This window comes from Micromonospora sp. L5, assembly GCF_000177655.2.
In the GTDB taxonomy this organism is placed as follows: Bacteria; Actinomycetota; Actinomycetes; order Mycobacteriales; family Micromonosporaceae; genus Micromonospora; species Micromonospora aurantiaca.
Map to the genome: position 1 here is coordinate 6,831,551 of NC_014815.1, position 13,825 is coordinate 6,845,375.

9 protein-coding genes are annotated in these 13,825 nt (G+C 72.3%); all 9 read left to right on the plus strand.

Translation table 11 applies throughout. The features are described 5' to 3' along the window. The first annotated feature begins 323 nt into the window (after window positions 1-323). The 9 genes from ML5_RS30535 to ML5_RS30575 all read left to right on the plus strand — a co-directional run bounded on the left by ML5_RS30535 (window position 324) and on the right by ML5_RS30575 (window position 13,740). Complete coding sequence (locus tag ML5_RS30535) at window positions 324-2,168, plus strand: Wzz/FepE/Etk N-terminal domain-containing protein (protein WP_013477471.1); 1,845 nt, start codon at window positions 324-326, stop codon at window positions 2,166-2,168. Further along, window positions 2,165-3,172: a DUF3048 domain-containing protein gene (locus ML5_RS30540; RefSeq protein WP_013289271.1), complete on the plus strand. Its 1,008-nt coding sequence runs from the start codon at window positions 2,165-2,167 to the stop codon at window positions 3,170-3,172. Before ML5_RS30535 ends, ML5_RS30540 begins: the two co-directional genes overlap by 4 nt. Continuing rightward, on the plus strand, window positions 3,169-4,653 hold the full coding sequence (locus ML5_RS30545) for an O-antigen ligase (RefSeq protein WP_013289272.1): 1,485 nt from the start codon (window positions 3,169-3,171) through the stop codon (window positions 4,651-4,653). The genes ML5_RS30540 and ML5_RS30545 overlap by 4 nt, the downstream gene beginning before the upstream one ends. After that, window positions 4,653-5,858 (plus strand): hypothetical protein, encoded by a 1,206-nt coding sequence (locus ML5_RS30550; RefSeq protein ID WP_013289273.1) that lies wholly within the window; start codon window positions 4,653-4,655, stop codon window positions 5,856-5,858. Before ML5_RS30545 ends, ML5_RS30550 begins: the two co-directional genes overlap by 1 nt. Window positions 5,859-5,875: 17 nt before the next feature. Next, window positions 5,876-6,739 carry a sulfotransferase gene (locus ML5_RS30555; RefSeq protein WP_013477472.1) on the plus strand — a complete coding sequence of 288 codons (864 nt, stop codon included), beginning with the start codon at window positions 5,876-5,878 and terminating at the stop codon, window positions 6,737-6,739. Then, window positions 6,706-8,319 (plus strand): oligosaccharide flippase family protein, encoded by a 1,614-nt coding sequence (locus ML5_RS30560; RefSeq protein ID WP_013289275.1) that lies wholly within the window; start codon window positions 6,706-6,708, stop codon window positions 8,317-8,319. Before ML5_RS30555 ends, ML5_RS30560 begins: the two co-directional genes overlap by 34 nt. Before the next feature lie 28 nt (window positions 8,320-8,347). After that, window positions 8,348-9,277, plus strand: a complete 930-nt coding sequence (locus tag ML5_RS30565; protein WP_013477473.1) for a sulfotransferase — start codon at window positions 8,348-8,350, stop codon at window positions 9,275-9,277. Window positions 9,278-9,421: 144 nt separating this feature from the next. Continuing rightward, entirely contained in the window at window positions 9,422-10,465 is a 1,044-nt protein-coding gene (locus tag ML5_RS30570) for a glycoside hydrolase family 26 protein (RefSeq protein WP_013477474.1), read from the plus strand. A gap of 188 nt (window positions 10,466-10,653) precedes the next feature. Beyond that, complete coding sequence (locus ML5_RS30575; protein ID WP_013477475.1) at window positions 10,654-13,740, plus strand: malectin domain-containing carbohydrate-binding protein; 3,087 nt, start codon at window positions 10,654-10,656, stop codon at window positions 13,738-13,740. The last annotated feature ends 85 nt before the right edge of the window (window positions 13,741-13,825 follow it).

The window sequence follows — 13,825 nt, forward strand, 5'->3', positions numbered from 1 at the left end:
TCCAGGTCAGCCCGGTTCGCCCCGCGCCGCCGGGGCGGGCCACCGGAAGAAAGTGAGATGTGTCAGGATTCCGTCACCGCTCCGCACGAGAGCCGTCGGCGACGCCGGCTTATCCGGGGACAGGTCGGGCCCGACACCGGGAAACCCGCCGAATGGTCAGCGCCGATCGGCCATTTCTACGCGGGCTGCCCACACCCGGGCAGGCTTACCGGAACGTGAGCAGACTTTCCCTCGTCGTTCGGATCGGGGACACTCAAGGCCACGGTCAGGTCCAGCTGTGCCGTGGACTGCCCGGCTCGGTCGAAAGGGAGCGACAGACTCTGATGCCCTCACCCCATTTGGCCGAGAGCGACGCCGACGGTCTTGCCCTGATGGCCTACCTGGGCTGGCTGCGCCGCCGCTGGTGGATCCTGCTGCTCGCCGCGGCCCTCGGTCTCGGTGGTGGGCTGGCGCTGAACCAGATCCAGGAGGCGCGCTACACCTCGACCACCTCGCTGCTGGTGCGCCCGCTCGGCTCGGGCGCGGAGAGCAACCCCAACGCCAAGGTCAACCTCGACACCGAGGCCCAGGTGGTCCGCTCGCTGGTGGTGGCCGAGCGGGCCAAGGCGCTGATGAAGGTCGACACCGGTGCCGACCAGCTGGTCAAGTCGGTGACCGTCAAGGTACCGCCGAACAGCCAGATCCTCCAGGTGGCGTACGAGGGGAACAGCCCCGAGGGCGCCCAGTCGGGCTCGCACGCGTTCGCCCAGGCGTATCTGGACCTGCGCAAGGCCACCGCGCAGAAGGCGCTGGAGAACGAGACGACCGCGCTCAAGCAGCAGATCGCCGAGCTGCAGAAGCAGCTCAGTGCCGTCGCCGGGCGGATTGCGGCGTCGCCGTCGAACTCGCCCGAGCGGGAGCGGGCCGAGGCCGAACGGAGCCTTCTCACCAGCCAGATCACCGGCCTGAACAACCGGCTCAGCCCGCTGGTCTCGGCCGGCTCCGACCCCGGCGAGATCATCTCCGACGCCCGTCTCCCCGACTCGCCCAGCTCACCGAACCGCACGCTCAACCTCGCCAGCGGCATGGGCGCGGGCCTGCTGCTCGGCATCGTGCTGGCGCTGGTGCTGGACCGGCTCGACACCCGGATCCGGCGCGGTCGCGACATCTCCGACCGGGTCGGCCTGCCGCTGCTGCTGGAACTGCCGGTGCGCGCGCCGTCGCTGGCCGTCCTGCCGGCCACCCACCGGGTCTCCCGCGAGCTGGGCCGGCTGCGCAACGTGCTGCTGTCCGCCGTGCCCGAACCGGCGCAGGGCGGGCGCGGTCGCCAGTTGCTGATCTGCGACGCCTCGGCCGGCACCGCCGCCGGATTCGTCGCCGCCAACCTCGCCGCCGCGTACGCCCGTACCGGCCAGCAGGTCGCGCTGATCACCACCAAGCCCGACTCGACGGTGGGCGCCATCACCGGCGTGGCCGAGGGCCGACACAACCTGGCATCGGTGCTGCGCCGCGACGTACCCCCGCTCAAGGCGCTCGCGCCGGTGCCGGGGCTGGGCCAGCTCCGGGTGCTGGTGCCGGGCGACCTGGACGCGGAGGTCGAGCTGCCGGTCGCCGGTCTGCTGGAGATCATGCACGAGCTGTCCGCGCGCTTCGACCACGTGATCATCGAGACCGCGCAGCCCACGTTCGCCGTGGAGGCCCAGGCCCTGGGCCGGTACGTCGACGCCGTGATCATGGTGGCCGAGGCGGGCAAGACCCGCAGCGGTGAGATCACCGCCGCCCTGCAGCAGTTCGAGCAGGTGAACGCGCCGGTGATCGGTGCCGTGCTGGCCCCGCGCCTGCCCGCCCCGGTGGCCGGCGCCGCCCGGCCGGCGTCCTCGGGCGGTGCGAGCAGCACGTCGGGCACGTCGGGCGCGCCGAGCACCCCGGTGGCACCGGCCAACCGGCCCAAGCCCCGGCCGAGCCCCGGCCCGTCCGCCGAGTCGACGATGGTGCTGCCGCGCATGCAGTCGTCCCGCCCCGCCCCAGCGAAGCCGGCACCGGGCAAGGCCACCCCGCCGCCGAACCCCGGCAACCAGGGCATGCCGGGTAAGCCGGTGCCGCTCAACGGCACCGGCGGCACGTACCGCTCCCGGGGTGACGGCGACGGCCGCAGCTACGCGCTCGACTCCGGCGAGGACCTGGGGTGAACCGCCGGCAGATGCTCCGCGCCGCCATCGCCCCCGCCGTCGTCCTCGGCGTCGGGACCGGGTGCAGCGAGCCCGAGCCCAAGCCGGGCAAGGTCCAGGTGGTGGACCCGGGCGACGTCACCGCCTCGCCGTCATCGGCCAGTGCCTCGCCGACCCTGCCCACCGGCCCGCTGACCGGCGCGCCGGTGAGCACCCCGGCCGCCGCCACCCGCCAGGCGGTCGCTGTGCCGCTGCGGGTGAGCCCCGCGACCACCCCGGCCGGCCTGGACGCCGCCGACCTGGTCTACGCCGAGTTCGCCGAGTCCGACACGCTGCACCTGACCGCCGTGTTCCACTCCAAGGACGCCACCAAGATCGGCCCGGTCACCGAGATCCGGCCGGTCGACATCCGGTCGCTCGCGGTGCTGCGCCCGTTCGTCGGCTACGACGGCGGCCCCACCGGCTTCCTCACCCAGTTCGAGAACTCCGACCTCGACGGCGTGACGCCCGACGACGACAGCAAGGTCTTCTCCGGCGACTACACGTCGACCGCCGCGCTGCTCAAGGCCGCCCCGAAGGGCGGCCAGCCGCCCACCCCGCCGATCGACCACGCCGGCGAGGGCGACGCGCTCGCCGCCCGCGACCTCGCGCCGGCCACCGAACTCACCGTCACCGTCTCCGGCGGCCCGCCGATGGTCTGGCGGTACGACCAGGCCAAGTCCGTCTGGGTCGGCAAGGTCGGCAAGGTCACCGTGACCGCCGCCTCCGTCATCGTGCTGACGATGGAGTACCGCACGCTGGACGTCCGCAACCCGTCCCCGCGCTCGCTGCCCTCGGCGAACGTCTTCGGTGAGGGCGCGGTGCTGGCGGTGTCCGGGCCGAACAGCGCGAAGGGCCGGTGGCGCAAGCCCGGCCTGGGCATGGTCTGCACGCTCGCCGACACCGGCGGCGATCTCCTGCACCCCCAGCCCGGCAACGCGTGGGTGATCTACGCGCCGACCACCGCCAAGGTCACCGTGAAATGAGCACCGCCACCCCGCCCCGCACCGCGCGCGGGACGGTTCCGGTCGGAGCGGTGTCGCCGCCGGACGGGAACCGCCTGCGGCCGGTGACGGTACGGCCGGAGAGCTGGTCGTGGCGGCTGCCGACGGCATGGCCGCTGATCTCGGTCTTCCTGCTGTACCCGCTGTGGTGGGTGCTCGGCGTGTCGAGCTTCGTCTTCGTCATCTTCGCGGTGCCGATGGTGGTGCAGATGCGCAAGCGGGGCCCGATCCGGGTGCCGCCCGGCTTCGGGATCTGGATGGTCCTGCTGCTCTGGGTGTTCCTGTCCGTGCTCACCCTCGACCTCACCGCGCCGAACACGCTGCCCCCCGGCGGCAGCGGCAAGTACATCGGCTGGGGCATCCGGCTCGCCAACTACGTCGCCATGACCGTGACCATGCTCTACGTCTACAACCTGCGGGAGCGGGAGCTGTCCCAGCGCCGGATGGTCCGCCTGTTCGGGTTCATGGGCGTGGTCGTGGTACTCGGCGGCTGGATCGGCTCGCTCTTCCCGAACCTCACGTTCGTCGCGCCGCTGCGATTCGTCCTGCCCCAGTCGATCGCCGGTCACCCGTACGTCACCTCGCTCATGGAGATCAAGTTCGCCCAGGTGCAGCAGGTGATCGAGGGGGAGGCCAGCTCGCCCCGCCCGTCCGCGCCGTTCACCTACACGAACTCGTGGGGCCAGAACACCGCGATCCTGCTGGTCTGGCTGATCGTCGGCTGGGTCGTGCTGGGCAAGCCGATGCGCCGTACCGCGGGCGTGGCGATCGCCCTGGCCGCGATCTTCCCGATCGTCTACTCGCTGAACCGGGGCCTCTGGATCGGTCTCGGCATCGCCGCCGCCTACGTCGCGCTGCGGCTCGCGCTGCGCGGCCGGATGGTGGTGCTCGGCGGGCTCGCCCTGGCGGTCGGGCTGATCGGGGTGCTGATCGTCGCCACACCGCTCGGCCGCACCTTCGACGAACGCCTCCAGAACGGCCACAGCGACGACATCCGGACCACGCTGTCCCAGGGCGCGGTCGCCGCGGCCAACCACTCGCCGATCCTCGGGTACGGCGGCAACCGGGCGCTGATCGGCAGCAACCGGTCCATCGCCATCGGCAAGTCCGAGGACTGCAAGCAGTGCGGCAACCGGGAACTGGGCAGCAACGGCCAGGTCTGGGCGCTGCTCGTCGGTCAGGGCTGGGTCGGCGCGATCTGCTACAACGCCTTCTTCATCTACTGCATCTGGCGCTACCGCCGCGACCACAGCGCGATCGGCATCGCCGGCACGCTCATCCTCATCCTCATGCTCTTCTTCCAGTTCACCTACGGTGCGATGGAAGCGACACTCGCCTACGCCCTGATCACTGTCGCCCTGCTGGCCCGCAACGACCGGATACGCCGGTCCCTCGCGCCGGCGCCACCCCAGGGCACGATCGCCGGGCTACGGGCCCGACTGGAAAAGACCGGTGACAGCTGATGGTGTTCCGCGTACCCCCGGACGGCGACGGCCGTGCCGCGTACCTCGGTGAACTGGCCGGGCTGATCTGGCCCGCGCCGGCCGAGCCCAGCCTGCGCCGCGGCGGCGCCGGCTGGGTGGTGGTGCCCTCGGCGTCCCGCCCCCGGCTGCTCGTGCCCACCGGCTCGGGCCGGGCGGCGGCGAGCGCGGTCCGGCACTCCACCGAGGCGGTCGGCCGCAAGGCCAAGCTGGTCCGGCAAGGGCTGTCCACGGCGTTCCGGCTCGGGCTGGGCCCACTGGTGTTCCGCGACCGGCTGGTGGTCGACGGCGGCGGGCTGGACGCGCACCTGACCGAGGTGCTCGGCGAGCCGGCGCTGGTGAGCCTGCACATCGGGCCGGCCCGGGCGAACCGCAAGCCGGTGCTGCAACTGCTCGCCCCGGACGGCCGGGCCCTCGGGTACGCCAAGCTCGGCGTCGACCCGCTGACCCGCGCGCTGGTGCACGCCGAGGCGGACGCGCTGCGCCGCCTCGCCGAGGTGCCGCTCGGCCCGGTGGTGCTGGCCGGGGTACGCCACCACGGCGACTGGCACGGCCACGCGCTGCTGGTCCAGGAGGCGCTGCCGGTGCGGCTGCCCCGGGCCACCCCGGCCGCCGCGGAGGCGGCCGAACGCGACGCGATGGTGGCGGTCGCGGGCTGTCTCGGCGTACGCCGGCAGTCCTGGGCGGCCAGCGGGCACGCGGCCCGGCTCACCGAGGCGGTGGACGCGCTCGGACCCCGGCCGGAGGCCGGGCGGCTGCGCGCGGCGCTGAAGTCCGTCGCGGACGCCGACCCGGTGGTGGCCTTCGGCGCCTGGCACGGTGACTGGAACGGCGGCAACAGCGCCGTGCTGGCCGACGGCCGGGTGCTGGTCTGGGACTGGGAGCGGTTCGAGGCGGACGTGCCGGCCGGGTACGACGCGCTGCACCTGGCGGTGCAGGGCGCGATGAGCCACGACGGGGTGGAACCGGTCGAGGCGGCCCGAGCGCTGATCGCCGGCGCCGGGGCCACCCTGGCGCCGTTCGACCAGACCGGCGGGGGCGCCGATCTGGTCGCCGTGCTCTACCTGGTGGAGCTCGCGGCGCGCTACCTGCGGGACCGGCAGGCGGAGGCGGGTGCGCGACTGGGGCACGTCGACACCTGGCTGCTGCCCGCCGTCGAGGAACACCTGGCCCGCCGGGCCGGGTGAGAGTGAGGAGTGGGGACGTGACGCTGGCCAAGGAGCAGGCGCTCCGCGCGGTGAAGTCGGTGAGCCGGACGGTCGGCCGGCTGACCGCCGGTTCGCGGATGGTGCCGGGATTCCTGATCGTGGGGGCGCAGCGCTGCGGCACCACCTCGCTGTTCAAGACGCTGTCGCAGCATCCCGGTGTGCTGCCGCCCGCCTACCACAAGGGCGTGCACTACTTCGACATGGACTACCACCGGGGGATGAGCTGGTACCTCGGGCACTTCCCCACCACCGGCAAGGCCGAGGCGGTGAAGGCCCAGATCGGGGTACGCGGGATCACCGGCGAGTCCAGCCCGTACTACATGTTCCATCCGCTGGCCGGGCAACGGATCGCCCGGGACCTGCCCTCGGTGAAGCTGCTGGTGCTGCTGCGTGACCCGGTGGAGCGCGCCTACTCCGCGCACTCGCACGAGCTGGCCCGCGGCTACGAGACCGAGGCGGACTTCGAGCGGGCGCTCGCGCTGGAGGAGTCCCGTACGGCGGGCGAGCGGGAGCGGATGATCAGCTCCGCGTCGTACGCCAGCGAGCACCTCCAGCACAACGCGTACCTGGCCCGCGGCCGCTACATCGAGCAGCTGGAGCGCCTGGAGGCGCTGGTCGGCCGGGACCGCATGCACGTCATCGACAGCGACGACTTCTTCGCCGACCCGCGCCCTTCCTTCGACGCGGTCTGCGACTTCCTCGGGCTGCCCCGCTGGGCGGACATCGCGTTCGGCAAGCACAACTCGCGCTCCCGTTCGCCCATGTCGGCGGAGCTGCGGACCCGGCTGGAGGACCACTTCGCGCCGTACGACGAGCGGCTGGCGACGTGGTGGGGACGCGTGCCGTCGTGGCGGCGGTGACGCGGGCGGACGCCGGCGGCACCCCGACGCTCACCGCACCGCCCCCCGGGCCGGGCGCGGGGCTGGGCGGCGCGGCCCGGCAGGGCTTCGCCAACCTGGTCGGGGTCGGGCTGGCCGCGGTCGCCGGCTTCGGCCTGAACATCGTCATCGCCCGCGGCTGGTCGGTCCGCGAGGCGGGCATGTTCTTCGCCGCCACCAGCGCGTTCATGATCGCCGCGTCGGCGGCCCGGCTCGGCACCGACGTCGGCACCGTCTACTTCGTCAGCCGCCAGCGCACGCTCGACCGCCGCGACCAGATCCGGGGCACCATCCTGGTCGGGTTGCTGCCGGTGCTCGTGGTCGGCACGCTGCTCGGGCTGGCCGGCTGGCTGGCCGCACCGGCGCTGGCCCGGGCCACCATGCCGGAGGCCGGGCCGGAGGCGGTGACCGCGCTGCGCATCCTGCTGGCGTTCGTGCCGCTGGCCGCGCTGAACGACTACGCGCTCGCCGCCTGCCGCGGCTTCGGCCAGATGCGCCCGCTGCTGACTGTTGAGCGGCTCGGCCGCACGCTGGTGCAGTTCCTGGGTGTGGCGGTGGCCGCCTGGCTCGGCATGTCCGCCACCGTCGCGCTGCCGCTGGCCTGGGTGGTGCCGTACCTGATCGCCGCGGTGGTCGCGCTGTTCTGGCTGAGCCGGCTGGTCGGCCGGGCCGGGCGGCAGGTGACCCGGCCGGTGCCGGCGCGCGAGCTGGCCGGGCCGTTCTGGCGGTTCACCGGGCCCCGCGCCGTCAGCAGCCTGGCCGCGATCGTGGTGCAGCGGCTGGACATCGTGCTGCTCAGCGCGCTGCGCGGCCCGGCGGACGCGGCGATCTACACGGCCGCGACCCGGTTCCTGGCGCTGGGTCAGCTCTCCAGCGTCGCGCTGTCCAGCTCGGTGCAGCACCGGCTGGCCGCCGCGTTCGCCCGCGACGACCGGGCCGAGGCGCGCCAGCTCTACCAGGCCGCCACCGGCTGGCTCGTGCTGCTCTCCTGGCCCGCGTACCTGATCTTCGCGGCGTTCGCCACGCCGATGCTGGCACTGTTCGGATCCGGGTACGGCGACGGCCGCCGGGTCGTGGTGCTGCTGGCGCTGACCATGCTGCTGGCCACCGGCTGCGGCATGGTCGACATGGTGCTCAACATGGCCGGGCGCACCGCGTGGACGTTCTACAACGCGATGACCGGCACCGTGCTCAACGTGGTCGGCAACCTGGTGCTCATCCCGCGGTACGGCATCCTCGGCGCGGCCCTGGCCTGGACCGTCTCCATCCTGGTCACCAACCTGGTGCCGCTGACCCAGCTCTGGTGGTCGATGCGGCTGCACCCGTTCGGCGCCGGTACCCGGGCCGCGATGGCGCTGGCGGTGGTCACGCTGGGTCTGCCGCTCGGCCTGGCGACGCTGCTCGGCGCCGGTCCGCTGGTACTCGCGCTGGTGACGGTCGCCGGGCTGGTCGCGTACGCGACGGGCGTCTGGCGCTGGCGGCGCACCCTGCACCTCGACGCGCTGCGCGCCCTCCGCCGCGGCCGTAACCGGGCCGGGGCGGACCCGGCCGCCCAGTCCTGACCGATCCTGCGCACCGATGGGACCTTCGATGACAAGCGACTCCCCCGCCCCGCACTCCGGCCTGTCCACCGTGAAGGCCGCGAAGCTCGCCGCGGTCGGTCTCCTGGCGGACCGCAAGGAACGCCGCGAGCTGGAACGGCCGGTCGAGGGGGGCGGCCGCCGGCTCACCCTGAAGGTGGAGCGTCCGATCTTCATCCTGGGCGCCCCGCGTTCCGGCACCACGTTCCTCGGCAGTTGCGTCGGCGCGCTGCCGGACGTGTCGTACCACTTCGAACCGCGCCTGACCAAGGCGGTCGCCCGCTGTGTCTACGAGGGAAGCTGGACGCCGCAGCGGGCCGCCCGCTACTTCCGCGGCTACTACGGCGCGCTGCTCGCCGCGTCCGGGCACGGCGGCCTGCGCTTCGCCGAGAAGGACCCGGAGAACTGTTTCATCGTGCCGTTCCTGACCGAGGTCTTCCCGGACGCGGTCTTCCTGCACGTCTACCGGGACGGGCGGGACGTGGCGGTGTCGCACGCCGAGCAGCCCTGGCTGAACGCGGCGTCCACCGGCACCGGCCGCAGCGGCCGGGGCGGTACGCCGTGGGGCGCCGCGCCCCGGTTCTGGGTGGAGCCGGAGCGGCGCGAGGAGTTCACGCAGGTCTCCGACCTGGGCCGGTCGGCCTGGATGTGGCGGCGGTTCACCAGCAGCGCGCTCACGCAGCTCGCCGAGCTGCCCGCGGAACGGGTGCGGCACCTGCGGTACGAGGACATCGTCACCCGCCCGGCCGAGGCGGCCGAGGTCGTGGCCGACTTCCTGGAGGTCGGTGACCCGGCCGGGCGGGAGGCGCTGCACGCCCGCTTCGCCAAGGCGCGGCCGGGCTCGGTGGGCCGGTGGCGGCAGCGACTGACCGAAAAGGATCTGGCCGACGTGATGGCTCAGGCCGGGCCGCTGCTGACGCGACTCGGCTACCCCGCCTGAGCGCCGCGTCACAGGTAGAGTGCCAGGGGTCGCCCGCCCGGCCCGGCGTGCCTCTCCGCCCACGCGGATCCGTCAGGGCCCCCATACCGTGGCCGGCGACCGTCCTGGGGAGAGGTTGCGGTGGTACGACGGTTACGACTGACGATGGCTGCCGTGCTGGGCCTGGCATTCCTGGCCCCGGCCGTGGCGGCCTGTGACATCGGCTCGGAGCGATCCGACGAGACGGCGACGGCGGTGCCGCCCCCGCCGACTGTGACACCGCGGACCGCTCCGGTCCGCACCACCGGGTGGGGGCCGGAGCCGCCGGAGAAGGGGGCCTGGCTCGGCACCTGGGTCAAGCCGCAGTACCACAACGCCAGCGGGCGGGCCGCGGCGTTCGACGCGTTCAACCAGGCGGCCGGCGGCAAGCTCGCCATCGCGCACATGTTCCACGAGTGGAACGAGCCGTTCCCGAGCGCCACCGAGAAGTTGTTCCAGTCCCGGGGCAAGCTCCAGATGATCTCGTGGCAGGGCACCGACACCCGGTCCACGGTCAGCGGCGTCTACGACGCGCTGATCCGGGAACGCGCGAAGGACGTCAAGGAGTTCGGCGTTCCGGTGCTGCTGCGCTACCGGTGGGAGATGGACCGGCCGAACCTGGCCGCGAGCATGCATTCGCCGGAGGACTACGTCGCCGCCTGGAAGCACGTCCGCGGCATCTTCGCCGAGATGGGCGTCACCAACGCCGGGTGGGTGTGGTGCCCGCACGCGGACGGGTTCGCCGAGCCGCAGCGCCGGGCCGCCGCCTACTACCCGGGCGACGACCAGGTCGACTGGCTCTGCGCGGACGTCTATCCCAGTCCGGAGTGGAACAGCTTCTCCAACCGGATGGACCACTTCATGGCGTTCGCCAAGAAGCACCCGCGACCGGTCATCATCGGCGAGTACGGCCTGACCCAGGACGGGCGGCCGGGCCAGCGGGCCGAATGGATGCGCGAGGTCGGGCCGTACCTGAAGAAGCACCCGCAGATCAAGGCGGCGGTCTACTTCGCGGCCCGGCAGACGGAGAAGCCCATCTACGACAGCACCTTCGGCAACGACCCGGAGAGCGAGCAGGTATTCCGGGAGATGGCGACCGATCCGTACTTCCAGCCGCCGATGCCCGACCTGAGTGTTTCCTCAGGAACACCCTCCGTGTCCACCAGGTGATCGTCGTTCGTCTTTTCGTGTGACCCGGTGCGTTTCCTCGGTCAAAAAGGCCCAACCCGGGTGGACGGGCGACGGCCGAATGCGAGAAGGTATTGCTCTCACGTCTGCGGTCGGTCGGGTGACGCCCCGCCTCATGTCGGCACCGACCACGATCGCAGCGCCTCCGACGTTTCCCCCCGGAGTAGCCTGTGGCTTCCTCGATCCTGAGACACCGCTCGGTGTCCGCCTTCGGCGCTGCCGTGCTCGGCATCGCCACCTTGTTCACACCGGTACCGGCGCTCGCCGCGCCGGCCGCGGCGCCCGCGCCCGACCACAGCACGATGGTCGGCGAGGTGCCCTCGGAGAAGACGCCGAACATCAACGACGGCAACGTCGTGGCCATCCACGACGCCGGCAGCAAGGTGATCGTCGGCGGCTCGTTCACCAACGCGCAGAACCGGGGTTCCTCACCCACCCCGGTCGAACGCCGCGGACTGCTCGCCTTCGACAAGGCGACCGGCAAGATCGACAACGCGTTCGCGCCGGTGCTCGACGGTGACGTCACCGCCGTCATCGCCGGCCCGACCCCGGGCACGGTGTACGTCGCCGGCAAGTTCAACAAGGTCGGCGACAAGAACTTCCGCAAGCTGGCCCTGCTGAACGTCGCGGACGGCACCCCCGTCGACGGGTTCAAGGGCCCGGCGTTCAACGGCACCGTGAACGACATCGCGCTCGTCGACGGCCACCTGCTGGTGGGCGGCATCTTCACCACTGTGACCGCGACGACCAACCGCAACGGGCTGGCCTCGCTGAACCCGACCACCGGCGCGGTGGACGACTACCTCACCGTGTCGCTCACCGAGCACCACAACTGGACGCCGACCAACAACGGCGCCTCGGCCGGTGTCGGTACGGAGAAGCTCGCCGTCTCCCCCGACGGCAAGCACCTCGTGGTGATCGGCAACTTCAAGAAGGCCGACGACGTCGTGCACGACCAGATCGTGCGGATCAACCTGGGCGAGAGCTCGACGACCGTCGCCGACTGGAACACCGACGGCTACTCCGCGGCCTGCAAGTACGCCGCGTTCGACTCGTGGGTGCGCGACATCCAGTTCTCCCCGGACAGCAAGTACTTCGTCGTGGTCACCACCGGCGCGTCGTACCCGGGCACGCTCTGCGACTCCGCGGCCCGCTGGGAGACCGCCGCCAGCGGCGACGGCCAGAAGCCGACCTGGACGAACTTCAGCGGCGGCGACACCTTCCTCTCGGTCGGCATCAGCGAGAAGGCCGTCTACGTCGGCGGTCACTTCCGCTGGTCGAACAACCCGCTCGCCCGCGACAAGGCCGGACCGGGCGCGGTGCCGCGGGCCAGCATCGCGGCGCTCGACCCGGTGAGCGGCCTGCCGCTGTCCTGGAACCCGGGCCGCCACCCGCGCGGCTACGGCGTCACCGAGATGCTGGTGACCCAGGAGGGCCTCTGGCTCGGCAGCGACCAGGAGTACATCGGCAACTTCGACTACCAGCGCAAGCGGCTCGCCTTCTTCCCGCTGGACGGCGGCAACGCCCCGCACTCGACCAGCACCAAGGGTCTGCCGGGCAACGTCTACCAGGCCGGTCGCGCGGCGCAGACCGAGGTGCTCTACCGGGTCAACGCCGGTGGTCCCGCCATCCCGGCCACCGACGGCGGGCCGGACTGGGCCGCCGACAGCGCCACCGAGCCCAGCCCGTACCACAACACGGGCAACCAGGTCACCAGCTACACCACGAACGCGACGTTCGACCCCACCGTGCCGGCGAGCACGCCGGCCACGCTGTTCAACACCGAGCGGTGGGACGAGGCGACCGCGCCGGACATGCAGTGGGACATCCCGGTCGCGGCCGGCACCCGGGTCGACGTCCGGATCTACATGGCCAACCGCTGGTCCGGCACGAGCAAGCCGGGCGCCCGCAAGTTCGACGTCAGCATCGACGGCGTGCTCAAGCTGAACGACTTCGACCCGGTCGTCACCGCCGGCGGGACCGACCGCGGCACCATGCAGTCCATCTCGGTGGTCAGCGACGGCGTGGTCGACATCGACTTCGGCCGGGTGCTCCAGAACCCGCTTCTGCACGGCATCGAGATCGTCAAGACCGCGCCCACGCCGGACGCCTCCGACGTGCTCTACCGGGTCAACGCGGGCGGCGACCAGCTGGCCGCGCCGAGCGGCCCGGCCTGGGCCGCGGACACCGCCGCCGCGCCGAGCACCTACCACAACGCCGGCAACCAGGTGACCAGCTACACCACGAACGCCTCCCTCGACGGCACGGTGCCGTCGGGCACCCCGGTGGAGCTGTTCAACGCGGAGCGGTGGGACGAGTCGCCCGCGCCGGACATGCAGTGGGACTTCCCGGTCCCGGCCGGCACGCCGGTGCAGGTGCGGCTCTACCTGGCGAACCGCTGGGCCGGCACCGCCACCGCCGGCAAGCGCAAGTTCAACGTGACGATCGACGGCGTGGTCAAGCTGAGCAACTTCGACCCGATCGCCGCGATCGGCGCCACCAACCGGGGCACCATGCGCGCGTTCCCGATCACCAGCGACGGCAACATCGACATCGACTTCGGTCGCGTCCTGGAGAACCCGCTGGTGCAGGGCATCGAGATCGTCAAGCTGCCCCCGGTGCCGCCGGCCACCACCGTCGACAGCATCACCAAGCGCACGTACGACGGTGCGACCTCGGTCGGCAACGCGATGTCGGTGCCGAACGCGGACAACACCGGCTGGTCGGGCGTCAAGGGCGCCTTCTGGGTCGGCGGTGACCTGTTCTACGGCGTCGGCGGCGACCTCTACAAGCGCTCGTTCGACGGCAGCGAGTTCGGCACCCCGAAGAAGCTGGACCCGTACCACGACGCCAAGTGGGACCTGGTCGTCACCGGCTCCGCGCCGGAGGGCTCCACGTACGCCGGCATGACCGGCAACTTCTCCGCCGAACTGCCGAACGTGACCGCCATGTTCTACAAGGGCGGCCGGATCTACTACTCGCTGGCCGGTCAGAGCACGCTGTTCTGGCGCGGGTTCGCGCCGGACACCGGCACCGTCGGCGCCGAGCGCAACACGGTCACCGGCACCACGGCCTTCGCCGACGCGGGCGGCCTGTTCCTGGACGGCGACACGCTCTACGTCGTCTCCCGGAGCACCGGCACCCTGTCCTCGATGGCGTGGTCCGACGGCGTGCCGACCGGCTCCGCCACGGTGCGCAGCGGTCCGAGCGTCGACGACGTGGACTGGCGCGGCACCTCGGTCTTCGTCGGCCCCTGACGGGCGGGCACGACCGGAACAGAACAGATACGACGATGGCCCGGCCGATATCGGCCGGGCCATCGCCCTTTCCCCGGCGCGTACG

Coding starts and splice junctions, on each gene's coding strand:
- ML5_RS30565 (WP_013477473.1), top strand. CDS start 8,348: ATGACAAGCGACTCCCCCGCCCCGCACTCCGGCCTGTCCACCGTGAAG.
- ML5_RS30550 (WP_013289273.1), top strand. CDS start 4,653: ATGGTGTTCCGCGTACCCCCGGACGGCGACGGCCGTGCCGCGTACCTC.
- ML5_RS30545 (WP_013289272.1), top strand. CDS start 3,169: ATGAGCACCGCCACCCCGCCCCGCACCGCGCGCGGGACGGTTCCGGTC.
- ML5_RS30535 (WP_013477471.1), top strand. CDS start 324: ATGCCCTCACCCCATTTGGCCGAGAGCGACGCCGACGGTCTTGCCCTG.
- ML5_RS30570 (WP_013477474.1), top strand. CDS start 9,422: ATGGCTGCCGTGCTGGGCCTGGCATTCCTGGCCCCGGCCGTGGCGGCC.